This is a genomic window from Sphingomonas sp. 320_CC, from assembly GCF_059691795.1.
In genome coordinates, this window is sequence record NZ_JCAWAE010000002.1 from 702,193 (window position 1) to 728,078 (window position 25,886).

The 25,886-nt window shown below is 65.0% G+C and carries 27 protein-coding genes, 1 tRNA gene, 2 pseudogenes and 1 riboswitch; of the genes and pseudogenes, 11 read left to right on the forward strand and 19 right to left on the reverse strand.

Translation table 11 applies throughout. The features are described 5' to 3' along the window. Positions 1-77: 77 nt before the first annotated feature. A complete protein-coding gene (locus tag AC59GX_RS10215; protein ID WP_056487721.1) occupies positions 78-1,871 on the reverse strand; it encodes a peptide MFS transporter in 1,794 nt (597 codons plus the stop codon). A 117-nt stretch (positions 1,872-1,988) separates the two neighbouring features. Here AC59GX_RS10215 and AC59GX_RS10220 point away from each other — a divergent pair, with 117 nt between their 5' ends. Further along, complete coding sequence (locus AC59GX_RS10220; protein ID WP_426283221.1) at positions 1,989-2,564, forward strand: nitroreductase family protein; 576 nt, start codon at positions 1,989-1,991, stop codon at positions 2,562-2,564. Positions 2,565-2,601: 37 nt separating this feature from the next. Then, the gene (locus tag AC59GX_RS10225) at positions 2,602-2,958 is read left to right on the forward strand and encodes a GntR family transcriptional regulator (RefSeq protein WP_056053547.1); all 357 of its coding nucleotides are present in this window, start codon (positions 2,602-2,604) and stop codon (positions 2,956-2,958) included. Positions 2,959-3,178: 220 nt separating this feature from the next. Here AC59GX_RS10225 and AC59GX_RS10230 read toward each other — a convergent pair whose 3' ends face one another. Continuing rightward, positions 3,179-3,994, reverse strand: coding sequence for an arylamine N-acetyltransferase family protein (locus tag AC59GX_RS10230; RefSeq protein WP_426283219.1), 816 nt, complete (start codon positions 3,992-3,994; stop codon positions 3,179-3,181). 600 nt (positions 3,995-4,594) lie between these two features. After that, entirely contained in the window at positions 4,595-6,307 is a 1,713-nt protein-coding gene (locus tag AC59GX_RS10235; RefSeq protein ID WP_426283217.1) for an acyl-CoA dehydrogenase family protein, read from the reverse strand. A gap of 46 nt (positions 6,308-6,353) precedes the next feature. Here AC59GX_RS10235 and AC59GX_RS10240 point away from each other — a divergent pair, with 46 nt between their 5' ends. After that, entirely contained in the window at positions 6,354-7,373 is a 1,020-nt protein-coding gene (locus AC59GX_RS10240; RefSeq protein WP_426283215.1) for an L-threonylcarbamoyladenylate synthase, read from the forward strand. Between the two features lie 109 nt (positions 7,374-7,482). Here AC59GX_RS10240 and msrA read toward each other — a convergent pair whose 3' ends face one another. After that, positions 7,483-8,025: a peptide-methionine (S)-S-oxide reductase MsrA gene (gene msrA / locus AC59GX_RS10245; protein ID WP_426283213.1), complete on the reverse strand. Its 543-nt coding sequence runs from the start codon at positions 8,023-8,025 to the stop codon at positions 7,483-7,485. 59 nt (positions 8,026-8,084) lie between these two features. Between msrA and galE the strand changes: the two genes are divergently transcribed. Further along, on the forward strand, positions 8,085-9,083 hold the full coding sequence (gene galE / locus AC59GX_RS10250) for a UDP-glucose 4-epimerase GalE (RefSeq protein ID WP_426283211.1): 999 nt from the start codon (positions 8,085-8,087) through the stop codon (positions 9,081-9,083). On the opposite strand, the gene AC59GX_RS10255 is transcribed toward galE, so the two are convergent. The 3 genes from AC59GX_RS10255 to folK form a co-directional block, all read right to left on the reverse strand. Continuing rightward, positions 9,080-9,553 carry a phosphatase PAP2 family protein gene (locus AC59GX_RS10255; RefSeq protein ID WP_497301642.1) on the reverse strand — a complete coding sequence of 158 codons (474 nt, stop codon included), beginning with the start codon at positions 9,551-9,553 and terminating at the stop codon, positions 9,080-9,082. The genes galE and AC59GX_RS10255 overlap by 4 nt on opposite strands. A 239-nt stretch (positions 9,554-9,792) precedes the next feature. After that, positions 9,793-9,868: transfer RNA gene (locus tag AC59GX_RS10260), tRNA-Lys, on the reverse strand. A 21-nt stretch (positions 9,869-9,889) separates the two neighbouring features. Next, complete coding sequence (folK, locus tag AC59GX_RS10265) at positions 9,890-10,399, reverse strand: 2-amino-4-hydroxy-6-hydroxymethyldihydropteridine diphosphokinase (protein WP_426283105.1); 510 nt, start codon at positions 10,397-10,399, stop codon at positions 9,890-9,892. Between the two features lie 22 nt (positions 10,400-10,421). Here folK and AC59GX_RS10270 point away from each other — a divergent pair, with 22 nt between their 5' ends. Beyond that, positions 10,422-11,156: a uracil-DNA glycosylase gene (locus tag AC59GX_RS10270; RefSeq protein WP_426283103.1), complete on the forward strand. Its 735-nt coding sequence runs from the start codon at positions 10,422-10,424 to the stop codon at positions 11,154-11,156. A 133-nt stretch (positions 11,157-11,289) separates the two neighbouring features. Here the strand turns inward: AC59GX_RS10270 and AC59GX_RS10275 are convergent, their stop codons facing one another. After that, positions 11,290-12,327 (reverse strand): MBL fold metallo-hydrolase, encoded by a 1,038-nt coding sequence (locus AC59GX_RS10275; RefSeq protein ID WP_426283102.1) that lies wholly within the window; start codon positions 12,325-12,327, stop codon positions 11,290-11,292. A 56-nt stretch (positions 12,328-12,383) separates the two neighbouring features. On the opposite strand from AC59GX_RS10275, the gene AC59GX_RS10280 reads away from it, so the two are divergent. Continuing rightward, positions 12,384-12,971, forward strand: coding sequence for a DUF4337 domain-containing protein (locus AC59GX_RS10280; protein ID WP_426283100.1), 588 nt, complete (start codon positions 12,384-12,386; stop codon positions 12,969-12,971). 137 nt (positions 12,972-13,108) lie between these two features. Here AC59GX_RS10280 and aguB read toward each other — a convergent pair whose 3' ends face one another. Then, positions 13,109-13,969 carry an N-carbamoylputrescine amidase gene (gene aguB, locus AC59GX_RS10285; protein ID WP_426283099.1) on the reverse strand — a complete coding sequence of 287 codons (861 nt, stop codon included), beginning with the start codon at positions 13,967-13,969 and terminating at the stop codon, positions 13,109-13,111. Between the two features lie 175 nt (positions 13,970-14,144). Between aguB and ung the strand changes: the two genes are divergently transcribed. Then, positions 14,145-14,840: a uracil-DNA glycosylase gene (gene ung / locus AC59GX_RS10290; RefSeq protein WP_426283098.1), complete on the forward strand. Its 696-nt coding sequence runs from the start codon at positions 14,145-14,147 to the stop codon at positions 14,838-14,840. Next, complete coding sequence (locus AC59GX_RS10295; protein WP_426283097.1) at positions 14,840-15,139, forward strand: alkylphosphonate utilization protein; 300 nt, start codon at positions 14,840-14,842, stop codon at positions 15,137-15,139. The genes ung and AC59GX_RS10295 overlap by 1 nt, the downstream gene beginning before the upstream one ends. A 36-nt stretch (positions 15,140-15,175) precedes the next feature. Here the strand turns inward: AC59GX_RS10295 and AC59GX_RS10300 are convergent, their stop codons facing one another. Beyond that, positions 15,176-16,030, reverse strand: a complete 855-nt coding sequence (locus AC59GX_RS10300; RefSeq protein ID WP_426283096.1) for a hypothetical protein — start codon at positions 16,028-16,030, stop codon at positions 15,176-15,178. Between the two features lie 145 nt (positions 16,031-16,175). Between AC59GX_RS10300 and AC59GX_RS10305 the strand changes: the two genes are divergently transcribed. From AC59GX_RS10305 to relB, 3 genes are read left to right on the forward strand one after another with little or no spacing between them, the layout of a single operon-like run. Then, positions 16,176-16,430, forward strand: coding sequence for a type II toxin-antitoxin system Phd/YefM family antitoxin (locus AC59GX_RS10305; RefSeq protein ID WP_426283095.1), 255 nt, complete (start codon positions 16,176-16,178; stop codon positions 16,428-16,430). Continuing rightward, positions 16,427-16,693, forward strand: coding sequence for a Txe/YoeB family addiction module toxin (locus AC59GX_RS10310; protein WP_426283094.1), 267 nt, complete (start codon positions 16,427-16,429; stop codon positions 16,691-16,693). The genes AC59GX_RS10305 and AC59GX_RS10310 overlap by 4 nt, the downstream gene beginning before the upstream one ends. A gap of 43 nt (positions 16,694-16,736) precedes the next feature. Next, entirely contained in the window at positions 16,737-16,955 is a 219-nt protein-coding gene (gene relB / locus AC59GX_RS10315) for a type II toxin-antitoxin system RelB family antitoxin (RefSeq protein WP_497301646.1), read from the forward strand. 39 nt (positions 16,956-16,994) lie between these two features. On the opposite strand, the gene AC59GX_RS10320 is transcribed toward relB, so the two are convergent. The 9 genes and pseudogenes from AC59GX_RS10320 to AC59GX_RS10360 all read right to left on the reverse strand — a co-directional run. Next, positions 16,995-17,576 carry a Swt1 family HEPN domain-containing protein gene (locus AC59GX_RS10320; RefSeq protein WP_426283092.1) on the reverse strand — a complete coding sequence of 194 codons (582 nt, stop codon included), beginning with the start codon at positions 17,574-17,576 and terminating at the stop codon, positions 16,995-16,997. Beyond that, positions 17,569-18,099 (reverse strand): annotated as a pseudogene (locus AC59GX_RS10325) (DUF5343 domain-containing protein); the annotation flags it as partial. The pseudogene AC59GX_RS10325 and the gene AC59GX_RS10320, both read right to left, overlap by 8 nt. 147 nt (positions 18,100-18,246) lie before the next feature. Continuing rightward, on the reverse strand, positions 18,247-20,214 hold the full coding sequence (gene thiC / locus AC59GX_RS10330; RefSeq protein ID WP_426283090.1) for a phosphomethylpyrimidine synthase ThiC: 1,968 nt from the start codon (positions 20,212-20,214) through the stop codon (positions 18,247-18,249). A gap of 39 nt (positions 20,215-20,253) precedes the next feature. Then, positions 20,254-20,363, reverse strand: a riboswitch (TPP riboswitch). A 409-nt stretch (positions 20,364-20,772) separates the two neighbouring features. Continuing rightward, complete coding sequence (locus tag AC59GX_RS10335) at positions 20,773-21,645, reverse strand: outer membrane protein (RefSeq protein ID WP_056487675.1); 873 nt, start codon at positions 21,643-21,645, stop codon at positions 20,773-20,775. A gap of 79 nt (positions 21,646-21,724) precedes the next feature. Then, positions 21,725-22,774, reverse strand: coding sequence for a ferritin-like domain-containing protein (locus AC59GX_RS10340; protein ID WP_333961058.1), 1,050 nt, complete (start codon positions 22,772-22,774; stop codon positions 21,725-21,727). Positions 22,775-22,823: 49 nt separating this feature from the next. Continuing rightward, positions 22,824-23,816 carry a ferritin-like domain-containing protein gene (locus tag AC59GX_RS10345; RefSeq protein WP_056064415.1) on the reverse strand — a complete coding sequence of 331 codons (993 nt, stop codon included), beginning with the start codon at positions 23,814-23,816 and terminating at the stop codon, positions 22,824-22,826. Positions 23,817-24,209: 393 nt separating this feature from the next. Beyond that, the gene (locus AC59GX_RS10350) at positions 24,210-25,052 is read right to left on the reverse strand and encodes a MipA/OmpV family protein (protein ID WP_107954165.1); all 843 of its coding nucleotides are present in this window, start codon (positions 25,050-25,052) and stop codon (positions 24,210-24,212) included. A 90-nt stretch (positions 25,053-25,142) separates the two neighbouring features. Beyond that, complete coding sequence (locus tag AC59GX_RS10355) at positions 25,143-25,532, reverse strand: DUF2141 domain-containing protein (RefSeq protein ID WP_133020451.1); 390 nt, start codon at positions 25,530-25,532, stop codon at positions 25,143-25,145. After that, a pseudogene (locus AC59GX_RS10360) lies at positions 25,429-25,857 on the reverse strand (sterol desaturase family protein); the annotation flags it as partial. The pseudogene AC59GX_RS10360 and the gene AC59GX_RS10355, both read right to left, overlap by 104 nt. Between the last annotated feature and the right edge of the window lie 29 nt (positions 25,858-25,886).

Sequence of the window (25,886 nt, forward strand, 5' to 3'; positions counted from 1 at the left end):
CAACCGGTAGACCGGACGCCAGTACGTACGTCGCGCCCTCCCCTAACCCCTCCCGCAAGCGGGAGGGGGATTTCCTGTTACTGAACGCCGTGCATCCACTTCTTGATCAACGGCGAGATCAGCAGCAGCACGACGCCGATCCCTGCCGAGACCAGGCCGATGGTCCAGAACACGCCGGCGTAGGTGTCCAGGCTGACCTTCAGGTTCGTCACCTGCCCGCCGACCGTCTCGACGCTCGCCACCTGCGCGACGACGCCGGCGACATACTGCGCGACCGAGATCGACAGGAACCAGACGCCCATCATCAGCCCGACGACGCGCGCGATCGACAGCTTGGTGATCATGCTGAGACCGACCGGCGAGATGCAGAGCTCGGCGAACGAGTGGATGAAATACAGCCCGGCCAGCCACCAGATCGCGACCTTGAACGAAGGTCCGACCATGCTTGCGCCCCAGACGAGGAACAGGAAACCGACGCCGACGCCGATCAGCGCGATGCCGAACTTGACCGGGATCGACGGCTCCAGGCCCTTGGCGGCGAGCTTGGTCCACAGGATCGACATCACCGGTGCCAGCGCGACGATGAAGAACGCGTTGAAGAACTGCGTCTGGCCGGCCGAGATGCTGAAAAGGCCGAACACGCTGAGATCGGTGTTGCGATCCGCGAACAGCGTCAGCGAGGAGCCGGCCTGCTCGAACAGCGTCCAGAACACGACGTTGAACACGATCAGCACCATCGCGGCGAGCATCATTTGGAACTCGCGACGCTCGCCGTTGATGAACGACCAGATCAGGATGCCCGGCACCGCGATCAGGAACGTGCCGAACAGCAATTTGCCCATCAGCGACAGCGAGGCGATGTAGCCGACGATCCCGGAGCCCGGCACCGGCGGCACCGCGTTCATGAGGTTGACGAACAGCAGGTAGAAGATCGGGATACCGAGCAGCGCGAGCGCGTAGATGCCGAGCGCACGATCGGGACCGGTGCGAACCGGGGGCTCGCCATAGCCGTTTAGCTTGCCGCCATCGAACTGGATCAGCGTCCACGAAGCGAGCATGCCGATCGCGGCGAGCCCGAAGCCGGCCCACCAGCCGACCGCGACCGCGAGGAACGGGCAGAGCAGCTGCGAGAACAGCGAGCCCAAGTTGATCCCCATGTAGAAGATCGTGAACCCGGCATCGCGGCGCTTGTCGCCTTGTGCGTAGAGCTCGCCGACCATCGTCGAGATGTTGGGCTTGAAGAAGCCGTTGCCGACCGAGATCATGCAGAGCGCGAGCAGCATGATCGTGACGTAGAAGCTGCTGCGTTCGGCGCCCGATTCGAAGCCCCCCTTCTCCACCGTACGTGCGGTCGAGCCGTCGGGGGCGAGCAGCGAGACGGTGCCGTCGTCGTTGCCCTTGATCTTCAGCTTGTTCGCGCCGTCCACCAGATAGCGGACTTCGCTGTCCGCCTGATCGACGACTTCGATCGCGTAACGCTGGTTGGCGATCGTCGCGTACGGCTTGGCGGTCTCGCCGCCGAAGCAGAGCAGCAGATAGCCGAGCGCCATGATGATCGCGCCGAACTTAACCGCGCGCTTGGAGCCGAGATACTGGTCCGCGAGGTAGCCGCCGACCAGCGGGGTCAGATACACCAGCGCGGTATAGCCGCCGTAGAGCCCGGTCGCCTCGCGGTCGCCGAACACGAAATGCTTGGTGAGGTACAGCGTGAGCAGCGCGCGCATGCCGTAATAGCCGAACCGCTCCCACGCTTCGGTGGTGAACAGCCGCGCGAGCTGGCGGGGATGCCCGAACCAGGTTTCGCCGGACGCCGGGTTGATATGGGTGATATCCGGCTCTCGCGGGGTATCCGCGGTCGGGGTGTCCACCATTCTTACGCTCCCTGATACTCGTCTTGGCCGCCGTCGAACGCGGGGCCGTTATGGCGCGCAACCTAGCGGCAAAGCTCGGCCTGTAAATATCGCACATCATGGCTTATCTGCCGGGGCATGCTCAACGATCGCTCCACGCCGCTCTCGCTGCTCGCCACCCGCCGCTCGGGAAAGCCGCGCGACCTGGTCGCACCCGGCCCCGATTCCTACCAGCTGGCGACGATCCTCGAGATCGCGGCACGGACGCCCGATCACGGCAAGCTCGCGCCGTGGCGGTTCGTCGTCGTGGGTGACGACCACCGCGCGGCGCTGTCGTCGCTGATTACGGATGCGTATCTCGCGGAACGGCCCTCGGCTTCGCGGACAGAACTCGAGTCGCTCGACCAGTTCGCGCATCAGGCGCCGACGCTGGTGGTCGTGCTGTCGTCGCCGAAGGAGAGCAAGATTCCGCTTTGGGAACAGGAGCTTTCGGCGGGGGCGGCGTGCATGAACCTGCTCCATGCGGTGCATGCGGAGGGGTTTGCCGGCGGCTGGCTGACGGGGTGGCCGGCCTATTCTGATTTGGTGCGCGACGCGTTCGGGACGGCGGCGGAGCGGATCGCCGGGTTCATGTTCATCGGCACGCCGTCGCGCGCGCTCGACGAACGGCCTCGCCCGGATATGGCACGGCTCGTAAGCCATTGGGAATCCTGAGCCTCGACTTTCCGCCAGATTGCTGTATTAGAACAGCATGACAGCGCTCAGCAGCGACGACAGCCCCGTATATATCCGCCTTCGCAGCACGATCGCTGCGGGGATTTTGCGCGGCGACTATCGTGCGGGTGATCAGCTGCCGTCGGTGCGCGCGTTTGCCGCCGAGCAGGGTGCCAATCCGCTGACGGTCGCCAAGGCGTATCAGAGCTTTCAAGACGACGGCTATGTCGAGGTGCGGCGCGGGGTCGGGATGTTCGTGATGCCGGGTGCGGCGGAGGCTTTGCGGGTGGCGGAGCGCGAGAACTTCGTGACGACGCAGTGGCCGCGGATCCTGGGGCATATCGATCTGCTGGGCTTGGATGCGCATGATCTTCTGGAGCGGGAGCGGGCTTAGGCCCTCACCTGCCGTTCGTCGTACTTTCCCAGCTCGTCCTACGTCCTGCCCCCTTCCGTTCGTCCTGAGTAGTCGTCGAGTAGTGGCGAAGCCGCGTATCGAGAGGACGTATCGAAGGACAGGTTGGCGCGTGGAACCCATGCTTCGATACGCACCGTCGATACGCTCCTGACGGAGCTACTCGGTCGCTACTCAGCACGAACGGAACTGGGGTTGAACTTCAGAACAATCCCAGCGCGGCGACGTCCTCGACGCTCAGGTCGATCCCGAACAACAGGCTCATGCGGATGCGGTACACGCGCGGGTCTGTGATCTCGCCGACCGTCGTGTCCGTCCCCGAGCGCCGGCGGTAGTTGCGCCCGATCAGCGATGCGAAGCCGTTCGGGAGGACGATGCTGGCGATCGGGGTGTGGGTGAAACGGCTCGACGTGGCGGTCGAGGTCCAGTGGTTCGACATTGCCAGGTCCGCATCGAACACTTGCGCAAGCGTGAAGCTGTATTGCGGCTGGAATCCTCCCGTCTCGCCGCGACCGTCAGTGGTCATCGGATCACCGTCGCGGAGCAGCATCCAGCCTTGCTCGGTCGCTTCGAGGCGGAAACGGGCGCCGTCGGGGGCGGTTGCCTCGGCGCCGTCGGCGAGCGGGAGGACGGGCGTGTAGCTGCCGCCGAAGCCGGTGTCGGCGATCCAGTCCTGACCGTCGATCGTCACCAGCGCGAAGGTGTGCGTGAGCGGCGGTACGTCGGTCGTGGCGATCCACACGCGGGCTAGCAACGGGCGTGCGGTGAAGCCGAGTTCCGCGAGCGCGTCGAGGAAGAGGCGGTTGTGTTCGAAGCAATAGCCGCCGCGGCGTGCGGTGACGAGCTTGGCGAAGACTGAATCGGTGTCGATTGCGATGCCGCGGCCGAGGACGACGTCGAGGTCTTCGAACGGGATCGAGAGGCGGTGCGCGTGCTGGAGGCGGCCGAGGCCGATCGAGTCGAGCGTGGGCCGCGCGGGCATGGCAACACGGAGGAGATAGGCTTCGAGGTCGAACATCGGTCGGGCTTTCAGAGATTTTGTGTTTCCCCATACCGTCCGTTGGGCGGGGGCGTCGAGTGCTGGGCACCGGATGTTGCCTGTGACGCAGTGCCCCTCCCCCGTTCGTGCTGAGTGCAGTCGAAGCACCTTCGCGTGGGCGCATGCCCTTCGACTACGCTCAGGGCGAACGGAATGAGGGACGCCATCCCTGCTTGCTCCGTCGCTCCGGGCTTGTTCCAAGGACCACCGTTCCACGTTCTCATTTCCCCCGGATCTGCGGAACGATGCCGGAACGAGCCCGGCATGACGGTGTTGTTTGGCGCTGTCGCGAACAGAGGCGCGCCTCGCGATCCCCCCCGCAAGGGGGAGGTGGCTGGCGCTTGCCAGACGGAGGGGGCGGAAGGGCCACTTTCGTTGCGTGTTCCTCCCCCTCCGTCACCTTCGGTGCCACCTCCCCCTTGCGGGGGAGGATCGCGGCGGCCGTCGTGTCGACACAGACGGGAAGGAGAACGTCGCCATCGTCATCCCGTCATCCTGGGCTCGACCCAGGATCCAGAGCAAAGAGCGTTGCGGTGCTTGGCTCTGGATCCTGACTTTCGTCAGGATGACGGGGGGTGCTCAGGCCGCGAACAGGTCCGCTTCGATCGAGTAGAGCACCGCCGCGCTCGCATTGGCGGCCGCGTTGAGGCCCATCGCTTCGGGGACGATCTGGTCGAGGTAGAAGCGCACCGCTGCGGTCTTCATCCGGCCGAAATCGTCGCTGCCGGCGACCCCGCCCTGGCGCTCCATCAGCCAGCCGCAGGTCGCGACCGACAGCATCGTGAGGAAGGGGTAGCTCGCGGCGAGCTTGTCGTCTGCGTCCGCGGTTGCGAGTTTACGCCCGATCGCTTCGCAGGCGTCGACTAGGGCTAGCAACCGCTCGTCCTTCGCTTCAGCGCGGATGTCGGCGATCAGCGTGGCGAACGCGCCGCCGTTGTCGAGACCAAGTTTGCGCCCGACCAGATCCGCCGCCTGGATGCCGTTGGTGCCCTCGTAGATCGGCGTGATGCGGGCATCGCGGAAATACTGCGCGGCGCCGGTTTCCTCGACATAGCCCATGCCGCCGTGGACCTGGATGCCGAGCGACGCGACCTCGTTGCCGAGATCGGTGCCGTGCGCCTTCGCCAGCGGCGTGACGAGTTCGAGGCGGTTGCGCGCGGCGTGGTCGCCGAGGTTGGCGCGGTCGACCTGCCCTGCCGCGTAATAGACGAGCGCGCGTGCCGCCTGGGTTTGCGCCTTCATCCGCATCAGCATGCGGCGGACGTCGGGATGCTCGACGATCTTGACCGAGTCCTTGTTGGGCGAACCGGCGCGGGCGGATTGCACGCGGTCGAGCGCATAGGCGACCGCGCCCTGCGTCGCGCCTTCGGCGACCTGGACGCCCTGGAGGCCGACGTTCAACCGTGCGTTGTTCATCATCGTGAACATCGCGCGGATGCCGCCGAGCTCGGCGCCGATCAGCTCACCGATGCAGTCGTCGTTGTCCCCGAAGCTCAGCACGCAGGTGGGCGAGGCGTGGAGGCCTATCTTGTGCTCGATCGAGACGACGCGGACGTCGTTGAACTCGCCCGGCGTGCCGTCTTCCTGGAGGCGGAACTTGGGGACGAGGAACAGCGAGATGCCCTTGGTGCCGGCCGGTGCGCCCGGCGTCCGCGCGAGGACGAGGTGGACGATGTTCGGCGCCATGTCGTGATCGCCGAACGAGATGTAGATCTTGGTGCCCTTGATCGACCACTTGCCGTCGCCGAGCGGCGTGGCGGTCGCGCGCAATGCGCCGACATCGGAGCCCGCCTGCGGCTCGGTAAGGTTCATCGTGCCGGTCCACTCGCCGGTCGCGAGATGGGGGAGGTACAATGCCTGCTGCTCGGGAGAGCCGTGATGCTGGAGCGCCTCGATCGCGCCGACGGTCAACGTCGGGCAGAGCGCGAAGCCCATGTTGGCCGAGCCGAGCGTGTCGAGCACCGCGGTCTGGATCGCGAACGGCAGGCCCTGCCCGCCCCATTCCTCCTCGACGCCGATCGTGCCCCAGCCGCCCTCGACATAATCCTTGTACGCCTGCGCGAAGCCTTCGGGCATGACCACGCCACGGTCAGTCCATTTCGCGCCGACGGTGTCGCCGGTGCGATTGAGCGGGGCCCATTCGCCCGACGCTAGCTGGCCCACGCCTTCGAGGACCGCGTCGACGACGTCGTCGCTGGCGGCGGCATAGCGTTCAGTCGCGGCGATCTCGCCGATCCGCACGACATGGTCGAGCACGAAACGCTGTTCGGTGGTTGCTGGAGTGAAGGCCATCGCATCCTCTTATCGCTACGGTTTGGACCCGCTATACGCTTGTGGAATGACCCGTCCACACCCTCGGATTTTACCCTACGGCACGGCCGCGATCGCCGAAGCCGCCGCGCTGATTCGCGACGGGGGGATCGTCGCGGTGCCGACCGAGACGGTGTACGGGCTCGCTGCGGACGCGACGAATGCGGAGGCGGTGGCGCGGATTTACGCGGCGAAGGGGCGGCCGAGTTTCAATCCGTTGATCGTGCATGTGGCGGATCTGGCGGCGGCGGAGCGGATCGCGGTGTTCGATGCGGATGCGTTGGCGCTGGCGGCGGCATTCTGGCCGGGGCCGCTGACGTTGGTGCTGCCGGTGCGGGGGGATTCGGGGATCGCTTCGCTGGTGACGGCGGGGTTGGATACGATCGCGGTTCGAGTGCCTCGGCATCGGGCGATGCAGGAGTTGATCGCGGCATCGGGGCGGCCATTGGCGGCGCCTTCGGCCAATGCGAGTGGGGGGATTTCTCCGACGACGGCTGCGCATGTGGCGGGGAGTCTGGGAGGGAACGTGCCGTTGATTATCAACGACGGGGCTACCGAGGCTGGGCTTGAGTCGACGATCGTGGCGGGGCGGACTGTGCTGCGGCCGGGGCCGGTTACGGCGGAGGCTATCCAGCAGTACTTAGAGCCCCCCCCCGGCGGAGGCCGGGGCCAAGTTGGAACGTCGGAAGTAGCTACGCGCAACGCCGATCATGACAGTTTCCCAACTGGGCCCCGGCCTTCGCCGGGGGGGCGTGAGGGTGCGGTGACAGCGCCGGGGCAGCTTGAGAGTCACTATGCGCCGAACAAGGCGCTTCGGTTGAATGCAATGGAAGCGGCTCCGGACGAATGGCTTATCGGGTTCGGCGAAGTCGCGGGCGACGTAACCCTCTCCGCATCCGGAGACCTCCTCGAGGCCGCCGCGAAGCTGTTCGACCTGCTTCACGCAGCAGACGCGAACGACCGTCCCAAGATCGCTATCGCGCCGATTCCTCGCGACGGTATCGGCGAAGCGATCAACGACCGCTTGCGCCGCGCCGCTTACCGATAATCCGTTCCCCCTCGGAGGCGGGGGTCCAGGAGCCAAGTTGAAATTCGGTATTTAGCTGGGCCCCCGCCTCCGCGGGGGAACAACTGATCTAGCGTTCCCGGACCTGCCGTTACGCGTTTACCGCCGCCTTCGACCGTGCGGCAAAGCTCTTGCGGAGCTTCTGCAGCTTGGGTGGAATCACCGCCATGCAATACGGGTTCGAGCGGCCCGACGTTTCCCAGTAATCCTGGTGATAGCCTTCGGCCTCGTACCAAGTATCCATCGGCTCGATCGTGGTGACGATAGGCTTCGGCGAATCCGCCTGCGCCCGCTCGAGCGCCGCCTCCATCTCCGCCTTCTGCGCGTCGTCCGCGGGGAACATCGCCGAGCGATACTGCGTGCCGACGTCGTTGCCCTGCCGGTTCAGCGTCGTCGCGTCGTGCGTCGCGAAGAAGATGTCGAGCAGGTCGCTAAGCTTCAGCTGCTCCGGGTCGAAGCCGATGCGGATCGCCTCGGCATGGCCGGTGTCGCCGCCGCACACCTGTTTGTACGTCGGATCAGGGACATGCCCGCCGATATACCCGCTCTCGGCCGACTCCACGCCGATCACGTCCTTGAACACAGCCTCGGTGCACCAGAAGCAGCCGCCGGCCAGCGTTACATAATCCGTCATAACGATCTCCTTTCCGCCAATGTAGGAAGTCGCTACCCCGCAACAAAGAGGAGACGCGCGTGATTGACGGTAAGGTTATGGTGACTGGCGGGGCCGGCTATATCGGCAGCCACGCGGTGCTGGCGTTGCTCGACGCGGGGTATGACGTCGTCGTGCTCGACAATCTCGTCACGGGATTCGACTGGGCGGTCGATCCCCGCGCCGCACTCGTCGAGGCGAACGTCGCCGATGACGCGAAGGTCCGCGCGGCGATCCGCGAGCATGACGTCAAGGCGATCATGCATTTCGCGGGCTCGGTCGTGGTCCCTGAGTCGGTCAGCGATCCGCTCAAATATTACCGCAACAACACTGCCGCCAGCCGTGCGCTGATCGAGAGCGCAGTCGTCGAGGGCGTGCCGCACTTCATCTTCTCGTCGACCGCCGCGACCTATGGCACGCCCGAGAAGGTGCCCGTCGCGGAGGGCGATCCGACCGTGCCGATCAACCCCTACGGCATGTCGAAGCTGATGACCGAGGCGATGCTGCGCGACGTCGCCGCGGCGCATCCGATGAACTATGCGGCGTTGCGCTACTTCAACGTCGCCGGCGCGGATCCGCAGGGGCGCAGCGGCCAGTCGACGATCGGCGCCACCCATCTGATCAAGATCGCGGTCGAGGCGGCGACCGGCAAGCGCGACGCGGTAGGCGTCTACGGCACCGACTTCGACACCCCCGACGGTACCGGCGTGCGCGATTACATCCACGTCACCGACCTTGCCGCCGCGCATGTCGCCGCGCTGGAAGTCCTGGTCGCCGAACCCGGCAAGAGCCACACGCTCAACGCGGGCTATGGCAAGGGATTCTCGGTGCTCGAGGTGCTCGACGCGGTCGACAAGGTCACCAACCGGACGATCGAGCGTCGCCTGGAAGGGCGTCGCGCAGGCGATCCGGCGATGCTGATCTCCGACAATCGTGCGATCCTCGAGACGCTCGACTGGACGCCGCGCCACGCCGATCTCGACGGCATCGTTCGCGATGCGCTGGCGTGGGAGCGCGCGCTCGCCGAGAAGGGCCGCTAGGACGCGGCCGGATCGGTGAGCGGCGTGCCGAAAGCATGCCGCTCGCCGCCGATCGCCCGGCGCGCGCGCGCGGTCGCCAGCCACCAGGCGAGCGCCCACAGCGTGCCGAAGCTCCACCCGGCCAGCACGTCGCTCGGCCAGTGCACGCCGAGATACACGCGGCTGCAGCCGATCGCGCCGACCAGCAGGATCGCGACGACGAGCATATACGCCCGCGTCGCGCGATCCTGAGTCACCTGCGAGGCGAGGCCGGCGAGCGTCAGATAGACGATCGCGCTGTTCGCCGAATGCCCGCTGGGGAAGCTCATATGCGTGACGGTGACGAGGTGCGCGACGATGTCGGGACGCGGGCGGGCGACGTGCAGCTTGACCAGTTCGACGACGATATTGCCGCTGACACTCGACGCGACGATCGCGAGTGCGGTCAGCCAGAGCCGCTGGACGATCAACAGGCCGGCGACGATCACCACGACGATCGTCAGGACGATTCCGCCGCCCAGCGCGGTGACGTCGGCGGCGACCTTGGGCAGCCAGGACGGACCACCCCAGGCGCGCAGCCCTAGGATGATCGACCGGTCGAACGCGAACGGCCAATGATCGACCGCGAGACCGACGAGCAGGATGAGGACGATACCGACCGCAGCGACCGATGCGCCGGCGAGAACCGCGGGCAGGCGTCGTCGCGCGCTCTCGGGCGGCGTGCCGTCGATGGTGGGTCCGCCGGGGCTCGAACCCGGGACCTCTCGATTAAAAGTCGCTTGCTCTACCAACTGAGCTACGGACCCCCGCCATCGTGGACCGCGCACCTAGTCTCGCGGGTGCCGCCGGTCAACCATCTGTGCCAATTGGCGGATCGTCCGATGGGTCAGCGGATCGCGCCATTTCGGGACCAGAACGGCGAGGGGACCGAGCACGAAGCTGCGGGTGCGGAACGCGGCGTGCGGCACGGTGAGGCCCGGCGACGACCAGGCGCCGCCCGACCATAGGACGATGTCGAGGTCGAGCACGCGGCTGCCCCAGCGGCGGCCGGGGCGGCGACCGAATGTGCGCTCGATCCGTTTGAGGCGGACCAATAGCGCTGCGGGGTCCTCGGGAGTCTCGATCAGCGCGACGGCGTTGGCATAGCGGCGGTTCGAGGGGCCGAGCGGTGCGCTCGCCACGGTCGTCGATCGGGTCACGACACCGCCGAGGGTCTCCAGCGCGGCGGCGATCTCGCGCTCGGGGGCACCGTGGCGCCCGCGTCGGTTCGAGCCGAGCGCGATCGCGTAGGTGGTGCTAGCGCGCGCGATCATCGGGTGCGGGGTTGCAGGCGACATTTGGTCCGCCTAGCGCACTCCGATGGATTCCACACCTTACACCACCGAGCTTCCCGAAACCGTCGACGAGACCGGCGAGATCGACGTCACGACCGTCTTCGCGCCCGTCTCCGCGCTGCCCGAGACCGAGCCGCCGCATGACTGCCCGCTCTGCCCTCGCCTCGTCGCCGTGCGTGAGCAGCTTCGGACCGAGTTCCCGACCTGGTGGAACGCGCCGGTCCCTGCGTTCGGCGATCCGGCTGCGTGGCTCGGCATCATCGGCCTCGCCCCGGGGAAGCATGGCGCGAACCGCACGGGCCGCGCGTTCACCGGCGATTATGCAGGGCAGTTCCTGTACGAGACGCTCGGGCGGTTCGGGCTTGCGACCGGGACTTATGGTGCGAAAGCCGAGGACGGGCTGGCACTCGACGGCGCGATCATCCTCAACGCAGTGAAGTGCCTGCCGCCCGAGAACAAGCCGACGCCGGAGGAAATCCGCACCTGCCGGCCGTTCCTCGAGACGCAGGCGGATGCGGTGCCGACCGCTCGGGTGTTCGTGGCACTGGGGCATATCGCGCATCAGTCGGCGGTGAAGATGCTTGGCGGGCGGTTGCCCAAGGCGCGCTTCGCACATGGCGCGGAGCATGTGATGCCCGACGGCCGCATGCTGATCGATAGCTTTCATTGCTCGCGGTACAATGTGAATACGGGTGTGCTGACCGCGGATATGTTCGACGCGGTGTTCGCGCGGGCGCTGGAGTTACGCGGGGCGGTTTGAGCCGCCGTGGCGCTGCTCCCCTCCCTGGAAGGGAGGGGTTGGGGTGGGTCGGTGTCCGGATCGCGGATCGGTTGCGGCTCGAGCAGGCCTACCCACCCCCTACCCCTCCCTTTCAGGGAGGGGAGTTGGACGACTACTCGATCACCCAGGGCTCGCCGGCCTCTGGTGTGCGGAAGCGGTTCGCGAGAATGTGTTCGCGGATCAGCGCCGCGCGGAGATGCTCGGGGGGTTCGTTGATCCCCTCGGACGTCAGTTCGAACGTGCCCCAGTGGACGCCGATCGCATAGGCCGCGCCGAGCTGTTCGAACGCGGTCACCGCCTGGTCCGGGCCGATGTGGTTGTCGGTTTCGTGCCCTGCGAAATGATACGCGCCGATCGGCAGGATCGCGAGGCGGACAGGGCCGGCTGCGCGCGCTTCGGCTGCCCAGCGCATGTCGCCCGGCCCGGTGTCGCCCGCGAAATACAGGTTGCCGCCGGGCAGCGTCACGGTGAAGCCCGCCCATAACGTCTTGTCGCGGTCGCCGGGGTCGTACTCGCTCCAGTGATGCGCGCGCTCGACGACCACGTCGATGCCGGGGCGCAGCGTCACGCGGCCGCCCCAGTCGCGCGCGACTGCACGAACGCCGCTGCGCGCGAGGATCTGGTCGTTGCCGAGGCCGGTCACGATCAATGGTTTGTCGCGGTGCCAGAGCCGCTTCATCGCGGTCATGTCGAGATGGTCGCGGTGGTTGTGGCTGAGCAGGATGAGATCGATCTTCGGCAGGTCCGCGAGGCGCACGCCGGGTTCGCGGACTCGCTTCACACCAACGAACTGGACCGGGGACGAGCGCTCGAGCCACATCGGATCGGTCAGGATGTTAAGCCCTTGCGTCTGAACCAGCACGGTCGAATGGCCGATCCAGGTCACGCGCATCGTCTGGCCTTCGACACGGGCCGGGGGCCGCGTCGGGGTGACGGGCACCTTGGGCCAGCTTCGGTAGGGCGGCTTCACCAGATTGCGGAGCAGCGCGACCGGGCCCTGTTTCTGCTCGCCGGTACTGCCCTGCACTCCGTCGGGGTTGAAGAAGCGTTCGCCGTTGAAGTGATCGCTCAGCGGAAAGGTCTTTGTCGACGGCGTTGTGCAACCGGCGAGAAGCGTGAGCGCGGGCAGTATCGAGCGAGTGCGGATCATGGCGCGCTGACGACTATGTCACGCGATCATCAGCGTCCAGTCACGCGCGGAGGGCCATGACGACCAACATGGATGATGATTTCGAAGTACGCGGGTTGCATGAGCAACTGTCGGAGGAACGCGCGGTCAAGGGTGAGGCGTTCGACCAGCGGATCGCATTGTTCACCGCGATCCTGGCAACGCTGGCGGCGGTGACCAGTTTCCTCGGCGGGCATACGCAGAACGAGGCGTTGCTCCACAAGAACGAGGCGGTGCTGATCAAGGCGCAGGCGTCGGATGCGTGGGGCTATTACCAGGCGGAGGACTTGAAGCGGCATATCGCGCAGATGGAGGTCGACCTCGCGCCGCCTGGGTTCGGTGCGACTCAGATGGCGACGCACCGGGCGGATATCGCGCGGTACAAGGCGCGGGGGACGGCGTTGAAGCGGGAGGCGGAGACGCTCGATCGGCGCTCGGCGGCGGCGGATGGGGAGTCGGACGAGGCGCTGCGGCCGCATACGAAGCTGGCGCTGGCGGTGACCGCGATCCAGGTGGCGATCGCGCTGGCGTCGATTACGGCGCTGACCGGGCGGCGGTGGTTGCTGTGGGTTGCGGGGGCTGCTGCGCTAGTGGGGGCGTTGCTGGCTGGGTTGGCTTGGTTCTGATCCCTCGATCCTCCCCCGCCAGGGGGAGGTGTCGCCGAAGGTGACGGAGGGGGAGGACACGGAACCTCGGTCCCCCTTTCCTCCCCTCCGTCTGGCAAGCGCCAGCCACCTCCCCCTGGCGGGGGAGGATCGAGAGGTCAGATGTCCTGGACCAGACGGCCGTATAGATCTGGGCGGCGGTCGCGGAAGAAGCCGAAGGCGGCGCGGTGGCGCTTGACGATGTCGAGGTCGATCGTCGCGGTGATCACGCCTTCGTCGTCGCGGCCTAGCTCTGCCAGGATGTCGCCGCGCTCGTCGGCGATGAAGCTGGTGCCGTAGAAGGTCTGGCCGTGCTCGACGCCGACGCGGTTGGCGGCGACGATCGGCACGACGTTGCTGACCGCGTGGCCGACCATGGCGCGGCGCCAGAGCCGGGCGGTGTCGAGCGAGGTGTCGTGCGGTTCGCTGCCGATCGCGGTGGGGTAGAACAGCACTTCGGCGCCCATCAGCATCATCGCGCGCGCCGTCTCCGGGTACCATTGGTCCCAGCAGACGCCGACGCCTAGCGTCGTCCGTCCGGCGTCCGACGCATGCGGCCAGACCTTGAAGCCGGTGTTGCCGGGGCGGAAGTAGAACTTCTCCTCGTAGCCGGGGCCGTCGGGGATGTGGCTCTTGCGGTAGACGCCCTGGATGTTGCCGTCGGGGCCGATCATCGCGAGGCTGTTATAGTGATGCGGGCCGTCCGCCTCGAAGAAGCTGGTCGGGATGGTGACCTTGAGCGCCTCGGCGAGCGCCTGCATCGCGAGCACCGCCTTGTGCTCGCCGACCGGGGCGGCGTTGGCGAACAGGCCCTCGTCCTCGACGCGGCAGAAATACTCGCCTTCGAACAGTTCTGGCGGCAGGATGACCTGCGCGCCTTTCGCCGCAGCCTCGTGGACTAGGCGCGACACGTTGGCGATGTTGCGGTCGATGTTGGGCGTGAAACCCAGCTGCAGCGCGGCGACGGTGATCTCGGTCATGGCGGCGCATATAAGGTGACGCGCCATGGAGTGCGAGCCTTCTTGCTGTTCCCCCGCGGAGGCGGGGGTCCAGGGTAACGAGGGGCATCGTTTGTGATCCTGGGCCCCCGCCTTCGAGGGGGAACATCAGGAGGGGCGATTGACACTCCCCTGCCCTGTCCGACATGCGGCGGGGATGATCGATCACACGCTCCCGCCAAGCTGGCAGTCGCTGGAAACCGAGTTCGAGGCGCCGTACATGCGCGCGCTCGATGCGTTTCTGGAAGCCGAGCGGGCGGCGGGGGCTCGGGTGTTTCCGGAGGATGCGGACCGGTTTCGGGCTTTGGAGCTGACGCCGCTCGATCAGGTCAGGTGCGTCATCCTGGGGCAGGATCCGTATCATGGCGAGGGGCAGGCGCATGGGCTGAGCTTCTCGGTGCGGGAGGGCGTTCGGACGCCGCCTAGTCTGGTGAATATCTACAAGGAGCTGGAGGCGGATCTGGGGATCCCGCGGGCACGCCATGGCATGCTCGATCATTGGGCGGCGCAGGGCGTGTTGCTGCTCAATGCCGTGCTGAGCGTGCGGTTGGGGGAGGCTGCGTCGCATCAGAAGCGGGGGTGGGAGCGGTTTACCGATGCGGTCATCGCGGCGGTGAACGCGCAGGACAAACCGGTCGTGTTCCTGCTGTGGGGGGCGTATGCGCAGAAGAAGGCGGCGTTCGTCGACGACGTTGCGAAGGGCGGGCGGCATCTGGTGATCCAGTCCGCGCACCCGTCGCCGCTGGCGGCACGGACCGGTTTCTTCGGATCGCGGCCGTTCAGCCGGGCCAACGACTTTCTCGAAACCCATGGGCGCGCGCCGATCGACTGGGCGCTGCCGGAGACCGACTAATGAGCGACGAATATGTCTATGACGAAGCGACCGGCGAGTGGGTTGCGGGTGGTACGGCGACCGCGGTGGCGGCGGATGATGGCGCGGTGGTGGTGCGCGATTCGGTCGGCAACGTGCTGGCGGATGGCGACCAGGTGACGCTGATCAAGGACCTTACCGTGAAGGGTGCGGGGCAGACTCTCAAGCGCGGGACGGTGATCAAGTCGATACGGCTGACCGGCGACGCGCAGGAGATCGACTGTCGGTACGAGGGGATCAAGGGACTGGTGCTGCGCGCGGAGTTCGTTCGGAAGCGGTAGGTTGGGAGATGGGCGACGCCAAAGGTCACGATAAAGTTACGCTCGGAAACGGCGCCGGCCAGGACCTTCATGGTCATCCTCCCCCTCCTGGACGCGAACCCTCTCGGGATATTTGGGCGGGATCGTCGCCTTCGCGGCGGCGAGTTGCGCCTCGAACGTCTGGACGGACGGTGCGGAACCGGTTGACGCGGGACGGCGCTGGGCGACGGGTTCGGCGCGGATATCGGCGACTTCGAGCGCCATCACCAGCGCCTCGGGGGCCATCAGGCGGTGCGGTTCGGCGGGCATCGGCGGCGCGAGCGCGGCGAGCGTGGCCTCGACCGGCGACACCGGGATGGGCGCCGGCGCAGGCGACTGGCCGGGGGTGCGATAGCGATCCGGTTGGTGCGCCCGCAGGAGGAACATCAGCAGCCGATCGTTGAAGCGGACGCGCTGGCCGACGCGGTTGCCGTCGCGGTCGAACACCGGCTCGGGCGATCCATTGATCGCGCGATCGAAGGCGAGATCGACCAGCCGCAGCGACGCGGTCTGCACCGCCGCATCCCATGCCGCCGCGAACGCCGCGCCATCGGCCGCGCGGCGCAGGCGGTAACACGAGGTCGCCGACATGTTCACCTCGCGCGCGGCCTGCGTGACCGAGCCGGTATCCGCCAGCACGCCGATGAACGCCTGCTGCGTCGCGACCGTCCAGCCATCGTGCCGCACCTTCCGCCGGACCGGCACCCAGTCGTATTCGGCGAGATCGAAGTCCTCGACCGTCGGGAGATGCTCCGCCTCGACGATGGTCATCGCGGTGGTCCGTGCGGTTGGCTCGGGAGCGGCCGGTTCGAGAGTGGGGGCGATGTCGGGGATGACATCGCGGCGAGAGCGCGTGCGCGTAGGTTTGGTCATGGCCGGAGCGGATCAGGCGGGCGGCGTGTAGGACAGCGTTTGCGTGGGCTGTTGGACTTTTTACGCCGGAGGTGTGGCTCGACGGCATCCTTCACGACAGCCGCGCGTGATTGACATTGGACAGAATACTGTCCATCTTCCATCCATGCAGACCGTGACCTATTCCGAAGCGCGCGAGAACCTTAAGTCGGTGCTCGACAAGGCTGTGGCGGACCGCGCGCCCGTGATGATCACGCGCCAGCGCGGCGAGAATGTCGTGTTGATCTCGGCGAGCGAATGGGCCGGGATGGAAGAGACGCTGCATTTGATGGCGTCGCCGGCGAACGCGAAGAGGCTGCTGGACGGGATCGCACGGCTTGATGCCGGCGAGGGCGAAGAGCACGCGCTCATGCAACCTTGAAGGTCACTTTCGATCCGGAAGGCTGGTCCGAGTATCTCGGCTGGCAACAGGCGGACGCCAAGGTCCTGCAACGGATCAATGTCCTGATCGAGGAATGTAGGCGACACCCGTTCACCGGCATCGGTAGGCCTGAGCCGTTGCGGCAGAACCTCACGGGTTGGTGGTCGCGACGGATCACGGGCGAGCACCGACTGGTGTACCGGGTTCGTGGTGCGGGTGACGCGCAGGCACTCGAGGTGTTGTCGTGCCGGTATCATTATTGAGGCATATCGGTCAGTCTACTGTTCTTTAGAAAAGGCAGCGATGATGTTGGCAGTTCGATTGAGTGAGCAGACCGAGGGACGACTGGAAGCGCTTGCCGCACGCACCGGTAGGAGCAAGACCTTCTATGCACGGGCGGCAATCGAGGCGCATCTAGACGATCTCGAAGACTTCTATCTTGCCGAAGACCGACTGCGCGATTTCCGCGAGAGTGACGCTATCCCGCTCAGCACGCTGAAGGCCGATCTTGGTCTGGACGACTGAATTACCGCCGAAATTTGACAAAATTATATAAACGAATTATTACAATCCGATTACTCTGTTCCAATCAGCGATATACATGTAAAGCCGGTTAAACTCACTTGGAAGTAGCATTCTATTGTGAGCTATGAAGTTTCTCGACTTTTCTATTTCATCCATTCTCTGCGAAAGCCAATGCTGCGAGGGGATTACATCTTTGAAGCAATCCCATTTCGATACAATAATTTGGCCTAACTGACCGAAATCAGCGAACCCAAGAATATCTGTCTTTTGGCCTTCGAGCCAAGAATCCTTTAAGGCGGCGTTGCGTCGCCCCTGCGCATGCTGCAAGATTTTTAGAGGCAGCAATGATGCCCAGTCGGCTCCTTCGTTCTCTTCCAATCGCTCTCTAATAAAATCACGTATTTCATTTTCGAAGCAAAAGAGGAGCGCATAGAGCCTTGACATTTCAAGAGCTTCGTTCCTCCTTTGGACACCGAATGGCGCCAGCGATTCAGCCAGCAGCGATTCCTCTATAGCTGTCGTGCTCGCGCCGATCTGAATTCCGGCCTTCTGGAAAACGCTAGCTTCGGATTCGAACAGAAGACCTCGGAACAAAAACGCCCTGAGCTGGTCCTTATTCAACGAAGTGCTCCTTCAGCGATTTAAATATCGCATTATACACTTCTACGTCTTTGGTCGCGGGCAGATGGATTTGTACGTTATAATGCAATCCAGATAGCAGAACTGAGCTAGGACTGACCTTCGCCGGTGCAGCAGCATCCCGCTTCTTTAAAGGTTCAGCTTCCGCAGCAACATCCTTTCTAGGCGCTTCCGCAGACAAATCGGCAAGGCTCAGCAAAGCAAAGAAAGTTTTCGACATTCGCTGCGATACGTCATCACTGACATTGTGATAGCTCTTAAATTTTCCAGTTATAGCGACTTGATCCGACTTTGTTGGATGCGACTTTATTAGAAATATGTCTCCATACGCCTCCTTGAGCGCATCGTTCATTACAGCCTGAGAACGAGAGTGATCACGATATTCATGATAACGTTGTGTCGGCTGACCAGTAGCGGTTAAAAAACCAAGTGATTTCAGTAACGGAATAAATGCCCGATCATTCGATGATGCAAATCCCCAATCCTTAAGCAGTTGTGTCGTAACTTGCGATGGTGCTTAGCCGTCACGAATTTTACTAAACAGGTCCGGAATTCTGTTCGCCGCCTGGACCCAGGAACTCGACAATGCCATCAAAATGCCCCTTTTTCGGGCAGCTTATGATAACAAACTTTTTAATCAAGAGAATGATCGCTACTCCGACGCTGGAAGATAAATCTCGCCACCGCGCTCCTTAAACACCTCACTCATCGCGGCCATGCCCTTCTCCGCATCGGCATGCGTCGCGCCCTTGGCAAAGAGTGCGCGGGAATCATCGGCCTTCACGGTAACCCCCGCGGACAGGAACGTGTCAGCCGGTGCGTTCTGTTTCGCCGCGAAGTCGCGCACCTCCTGCGTGATCTTCATCGAGCAGAATTTCGGGCCGCACATCGAGCAGAAGTGGGCGGTCTTGGCGCCTTCGGCTGGCAGCGTCTGGTCGTGGTAGTGTTCGGCGGTGTCGGGGTCGAGGGAGAGGTTGAACTGGTCTCTCCAGCGGAACTCGAACCTTGCGCGGCTTAGCGCGTCGTCGCGCATCTGGGCGGCGGGGTGGCCTTTGGCGAGGTCGGCAGCGTGGGCGGCTAGTTTGTAGGTGACTACGCCAACCTTGACGTCGTCGCGGTCGGGGAGGCCCAGGTGCTCCTTGGGCGTGACGTAGCAGAGCATCGCGGTGCCGTACCAGCCGATCATCGCGGCGCCGATGCCGCTGGTGATGTGGTCGTAGCCGGGGGCTATGTCCGTGGTGAGTGGTCCTAGCGTGTAGAAGGGTGCTTCGCCGCAGACCTCGAGTTGCTTGTCCATGTTCTCCTTGATCTTGTGCATCGGCACGTGGCCGGGGCCTTCGATCATGACCTGGACGTCGCTCTTCCACGCGCGGTGGGTGAGTTCGCCGAGCGTGTAGAGTTCGCTGAACTGCGCTTCGTCGTTGGCGTCGGCGATGCTGCCGGGGCGCAGGCCGTCGCCGAGGCTGTAGGCGATGTCGTACGCCTTCATGATCTCGGTGATCTCGTCGAAGCGCTCGTAGAGGAAGCTCTCCTTGTGGTGGCTGAGGCACCATTTCGCCATGATCGAGCCGCCGCGCGAGACGATGCCGGTGACGCGTTTCGCGGTCATCGGGATGTAGGCGAGGCGCACGCCGGCGTGGATCGTGAAGTAATCGACGCCCTGTTCGGCCTGCTCGATGAGCGTGTCGCGGAAGATCTCCCAGGTGAGGTCCTCGGCGACGCCGCCGACCTTTTCGAGCGCCTGGTAGATGGGCACGGTGCCGATCGGGACTGGCGAGTTGCGCAGGATCCATTCGCGGGTGTCGTGGATGTTGCGGCCGGTGCTGAGGTCCATCACCGTGTCCGCGCCCCAGCGGATCGACCAGACGAGCTTGTCGACTTCGGCGGCGACGTTGCTGGCAACCGCGGAGTTGCCGATGTTGGCGTTGATCTTGACGAGGAAGTTGCGGCCGATCGCCATCGGTTCGGATTCGGGGTGGTTGATGTTGTTGGGGATGATCGCGCGACCGCGGGCGATCTCGTCGCGGACGAATTCGGGGGTTACGAAGTCGGGGATCTGCGCGCCGAAGCTTTCGCCGTCTCGCTTGTAGTCTTTCAGCATGGCTCGGCCGAGGTTTTCTCGGGTGGCGACGTATTCCATTTCTGGGGTGATGATGCCGCGGCGGGCGTAGTGCATCTGGCTGACGTTGTGGCCGGCGCGCGCGCGGAGGGGGCGCTTGATGGTGGCGGGGAATTGGGGGACGCCGGAGTCTTTGTTGCCGCCCTGCGATGCCGCTTGGGCGGTGCGGTCTGAACCGAGCCGGCTGGCGGCAAGATAGCCGTTGTCTTCGGGGCGGAGTTCTCGGGCTTCGTAGGATTCGACGTCGCCTCTGGCTTCGATCCAGGCGCGGCGGAGCTGGGGGAGGCCGGCGTTGATGTCGATCGTCGCGCGGGGGTCGGTGTAGGGGCCGCTGGTGTCGTAGACGCGTAACGGGGGTTCGGAGCAGCTCGGGTCGAGGATGATCTCGCGCATGGCGACGCGGACTTCCGGGCTGGAGGGGACCGCGACGTGGATTTTGCGCGAGCCTCGGATCGGGCCGGTGGTTACGCCGATGTCGGTGGTCTTTTGCGTGACGGCCATGCGCTTGCTCCTACGGGTCTCGGAGCAAGGCTTACGGTTCTGTGGCGACCGCTCCCTCCCTCCGCCGGTATCAACCGGATCAGGTTCAGCGGGTCGAAGGCTCCTGCCTTCCTCTCAAGCGCGGATTAGCGCTCCCCCGGGGTGGGGTGAGCATAGGGGGGTTGGGGTGGGGTGCAATGGGGAATTTGGGGGGGCTTGGGGTGCGGGGGCGAGACGTTTGGGCTTGGGGCTTGACCTTCGACTTCGCTCAGGGCGATCGGAAGCTTTAGCGATCCTCCCCCGCCAGGGGGAGGTGGCTGGCACTTGCCAGACGAAGGGGCGGTAAGGGATCACCGCTGTTGCGTGGCCCTCCCCCTCCGTCACCTTCGGTGCCACCTCCCCCTGGCGGGGGAGGATCGAGCACATAAAGAAAAGGCCGCTGCCCGGGTTGGGGCAACGGCCTTTTCTGTCACTCCGCGCGCCGTCAGTCGTAGCTGAGCTACGCCTTGTGGCGTGCTTTGCTGCGCTTGCCGGGCTTGGGCGAGTCATGCACCAGCTTGGTGCAGGCCGCCCTTCGCCTCAGAACCGGAAGCTCACCGTGCCGCGCAGCGAGTGCCAGCGGAACTGGTCGTCGCTGCGGCGGAAGGCCGTGCCGGCGGTGTTGGGGGCGAGCACGAACGGGTTGTTCGCGAGCAAGACCGGGCTGCCGGTGATCGCGCTGCCAGCGGTGACGAGGACGCGTGCGTCGTCATCCTTGTACTGGTGGTAGGTGTATTCCATGCCGATCGAGATGTTCTTGGTCAGCTTCTGCTCGATGCCGCCGCCACCGACATAGCCCCACTTCTTGTCCGAACCGGTGGCTGCGAACGCGTTGGCGGTGTTGGTGGTGAAGAACAGATTGTCGATCTTGGCATAGCCGGCGCCGCCGGTGGCGTAGAACAGCGTGTTGCGCGCGGCGAGACCGGCGCGGAGGCGGGCCGAGCCTTCCCACTTCAGCTTGCGTGCCATCGTGTAGCTGGCGGGCGTGGTCGAGAAGGCGGCGACGCTGTCGGTGATCTCGGACTTGCCGAATTCGCCGACGATGCCGACCACGAACGGACCGCGCTGCACGTCGAAGCCCGCGCGGCCGTAATACGACCAGCCGTCGTCGTCGTTGCGGCAACCATAAGCGGGCACCGCGGTGCGGGCGGAGCCGTTGCAGAAGCCCGGCGAGAAGGCGTTGGCGCCGGTGATGGTGTTGACGCTGTCGCTAAAATTGCCGTCGTTGTTGCGGTCGAACAGGATCGACGAGCCGACGTCGTTGCCCTGGACGTCATAGCCGCCGGCCGCGCCGATATAGACGCCCGAGAACGGCTTGGTGTCGGTGGTCATGTCCTGCGCGGCGGCCGGGACAGCGAAAATGCCCGCGGTCGCGAGACCGGCGAGCATGGTGAGCTTCGTGAAGTTGGTCATGGTCGTTCCCCAAACGAGGGCCGCGGCGCTCCCATTGCTCGCCGCGGCCCAAGGTTTCAGTTTCAGGCAGTGATCGCGATCACGCGTTGGCGCCGCTGGTCCGCAGCGAGTCGAGGCGGTTGTTGGTCCCGTTGGGGAAGAAGCCGCCGCCGATCTTTGCAGTGGGCGTCAGGTAGACGATGTTGTGCACCTGAGCGACCGAGCGGCTGTAGGCCAGGCCGTTCGCATCGGTGGGCACGATGTTCGAGATCGTCGGATCCGACCCGGTGATGCCCTGGTCGTCGTCGCCGATCACGCCGGTCGTCGCGTTGGTGACGGTGCCGTCGAGGCTGTCGCGCGCGTCGCTGATCTGGTTGGCGGCGGTGATGAGCGACGGGATCGGGTTCGGAGTCTGCAGACCCTTGCGATACAGGATCGTGCGGATCAGGCCTGCGTGATACGCCTCTGCCGCGAGGATGCCGGCGGCGGCCTCGAGATAGGTCTTGTTGGCGATCAGCGGTGCTGCGCCCTTATAGGCCGACACACCGACGTCTTCGAAGATGTACGCGCCGAGCAGGAAGCTGTTGTCGTCGGCATAGGGGTTGAACACACCCGTTGCACCGATGACGCCAGCCGCGCGGGCGGCCGCGGTGAACGCACCCGGAGCGGCAGCCGTGCCGACCGAGATGTCGATCGCAGGCTGGGCGACGGCGGCGCTGCCGAGCGCCGAGCGCAGGAAGGCGACGTGTGCGACTTCGTCGATCGCGATTTCGCGCGCGTATTCACGGACGACGGTATCCTGGAACGGCACCTGTGCGCCGCCGGTGACGGCACCCTGCGTACCGATGCCGGTCAGCATGTTGGCGTTGAGGCCGACACCGAATGCCGCGAAGGCGTAGAACTGCGCTTCGAGATATTCGAGGTTCAGTGCGACGTTGAGCACGTCGGCGTCGTTCAGTGCCGCAACCGGCGCCGGTCCCGGAGTCGGGGTCGGTGCGAGATCGGAATCGTCGCTGCCGCATGCCGAGAGCAGCGTGGCGCCGCCGATGGCGAGCGCGGAACCGCCGGCAAAGCGCAGGAAGTTACGACGTTCGTTGCGACGGCTGGCGATCGCGTCGAATATTTCCAGCTTGGTATTGAGATCGGTCATTGGGTTAATCCCCTGAATATCGAAGAAGAGCGGGTGATCGGACGACCGATCAGCTTGCCGCGATGCTCGTCTTGATGTTGCCGTTCATGCCGTTCGGGTAGAACCCGCCTGCCGACGCCGCACCCTTGTTGAGGTACACGATGTTGAGCACCTGGCTGGCCGAGCGGCTGAAGGCGACGCCGTTCGCATCGAGCGGAACGATGTTCGACGCGGTGACCGCGGCCTGCGTCGTGCTCAGGTTGATCGGCGTCTGCGAGATGGGCGAGATGCCCTGATCGAGATCGGTCGTACCGTCGAGGCTGTCGCGTGCGTTCGAGATCGCGTCGGCCGACTGGCGCAGCGACGGGGTCGCGATGCCCTTGCCGTACAGCGTCGTGCGGACGATCGCGGCGTGATACGCCTCGACCGCGAGCAGGCCGGCAGCGGCTTCGAGATAGGCCTTGCTGGTGAGCAGCGGGGCAGCGCCCTTGTATGCGGTCACGCCGACGTCTTCGAAGATGAACGCACCGAGCAGGAACGCTTCGTCCGATGCATAGGGATCGAACGCGGTGCCGGCGGGGACGAGGCCAGCAGCCTGGGCCGCGAGCGAGAACGCGCTGGTCGGCGAGACGCTGACGTCGATCACCGGCTGCGCGACGGCGGCGGTGCCGAGTGCGGTGCGGAGAAACTTGACGTGCGCGATCTCGTCCTGCGCGATCTCACGTGCGTACTGGCGGACGATCGGATCGGTGAAGTTGACCTGACGGCCACCGCGAACCGCACCCTGCGTGCTGGTACCGCTGAGCAGGCTGTTGTCGAGGCCGGTGCCGTAGGCGGCGTAGGAATAGAACTGCGCCTCGAGATATTCGAGGTTGAGTGCGAAGTTCAGGACGTCCGCATCGGTGATCGTCTGTGCCGACGCCGACGTGGAGAAGGACAGCGCGGTCGCACCGGCTGCGGTCATCGCAGCGGCGCCCAGCGCGGTCTTGAAGAATTCACGTCGCTCGCTGCGGCGTTCCACTCGCGCATCGAGGGCTTCGATCAGGTGCACGCTCTCGGTCATATCAGGGTCCTCCCCTTGCTGTTGCGGACGTCGAAATGCTCTGCGGCAGTCGCGCAACGGGGCATGCCCCGATCGGGTCGATTGCTCGAATCCCGCTCGTAACGCGCTCAATTACGGACATAAAAAAAGCCGTCCGTGGGGAGGAACGTACGCGCATGAAGAATGGATGCACGGTTCAAGGGGGTGCGATGAAATAAATTTCACGACCCGGCAGAGAGGCTTACCTGCTTGCGATGATTGGGGTTTTGGTGGCGGCTGGATGCCGGCTTCACCTTTCCCTGGTCCTCCCGGAAAACGCCCGGCAGGCCCTCTTTTCTCTCCCTACCGGAGAGAGAGAGAAAAGGTAACGCGTTCGGCGGATCGGGCCGAGCCGGATCCGCCGAAATCGATAGCTTAGAACGTGTAGGTCAGGCCGAGGGCGTAGAGCCACTGGTCCGCATCACCGACGTCGGCGACGATCGGGGTGTTCTTATACTTGCCGAGCATGCGACCGTAGAGGACGCCTGCGCCGACGCCGAAGCCGTGGCGCAGATCGCCCGAGAGGCTCTGCACGACGAACAGTGAGGCGTTCGCGCGACGGAAGCCGCTGTCGTTGATGTCGTAGGTGCGCAGGCCGCTGTTCAGCGAGCCGATCGGCGTCACGGCAGCATAGGTGCGGCCGAAGCCCTTGCCGGCATAATCCGCCGACACGCCGAGCGAGACGAGCGTACGGACCGACAGCGGCGTGGTGTAGTTCACCTGCGGGGTGATGACGTAGCTGTCATAGGTGCCCGAGACGTCGTGGACATACGCGACGCGCGCGGTGATCGTGTCGTAGTCGCTGGTGATGACGCCGGTCTTGCCGATGCCGACATAGCCGCCGAGCTCGTACGCGGTATCGATCTTGCCGAGTGCGCGGACCTGGCGGTTGTCGATGTCGCCGGTGCGATCGCGGCGGATACCGCCGATGACGCCGACTTCGTAGTTAATACCGACCTCGCCCGTGTTCGGGATCAGGTTGAAATAGAGCTGTGTGCCGCGGAGGAAGAAGTCATGCCCGCGCACCGTGCCGACGATGGCGCCGGCGGGGGTGAAGGAATTGCTGTCCGCACCCTCGTAATCGGGCATCGACACCGCACCGACCGCTATGGTGATACGGTTGTTGTCGCGCGGGTCGGTGATCGTTGGCGACGGGTTCGGATCGGTCTGGGCGAGCGCCGGGGTGGCGGTTGCCAGCACCGCGATTGCGGCAGACATGAGAAGGGTGAATGCGCGCAAGGAAATGCTCCGGAGAAAAAGGTTCCACGTCGCAACGCGGTAAAACCGTTTTCGGTCCGCTGCGATCGGTCAGAAGATGTAACGCATTTTTACCTGTTGCATTTCGGCATCACCGGCAAGCATGAACCGGGCGGCATCGAAACGCGGCGGACCGAAGCGGACGGCGGCATTGCGCGAGAACCCATAGCCCTCGCGCGGGATGCCCGCGATCGTATCGAGCTTCGCATTGCTGTTCTCGTCATGGATGATCGCGAGCGCGTAGCCGCGCTGTGGCAGGCCCGAAAAGCTGGTGGCGTGGACACTGGCGGGCAGCGTCCGCGTCAGTGCCTTGGCATCGTCGACGCAGGCGGGAAAATTATCGGGGTCCGCGGTGAGGCAGATCCGGATCATCCCCTTTGACGAGCGGAGATTGTCGACCTGGACATCGAGCCGCGTGACGGGCGCCGCCGCCGACAGCATCGCCCACGTCGTTGCGGCCGCGACTACGAACAGCCGCTTTCGCATGCGCGCCGGCAAGATCGCCGCGTTGCTTGTCGGTGCCGCAGAGCCGATCCCAAAAGCGGAAATAGAGGCCATAGTTGCACCCGTGTCGTTCGTGATGTCGCCGATGATGGCTCGCCGTGATCAGCCAGCCGCCCCATGCGCCCCGCCACATGAACCGGGGGAAAACCTCCCCACGTCATGCGATGCGTTACCCCATAGCCGTCGTGATCGTCAGTACCAGACCCGGCGCGCCGATGTTGATCGGAATCAACCGCACCAGTAGCGAAATTACCACAGCGCCGTGATTGGCTCGATCGGATCGCCTCGATC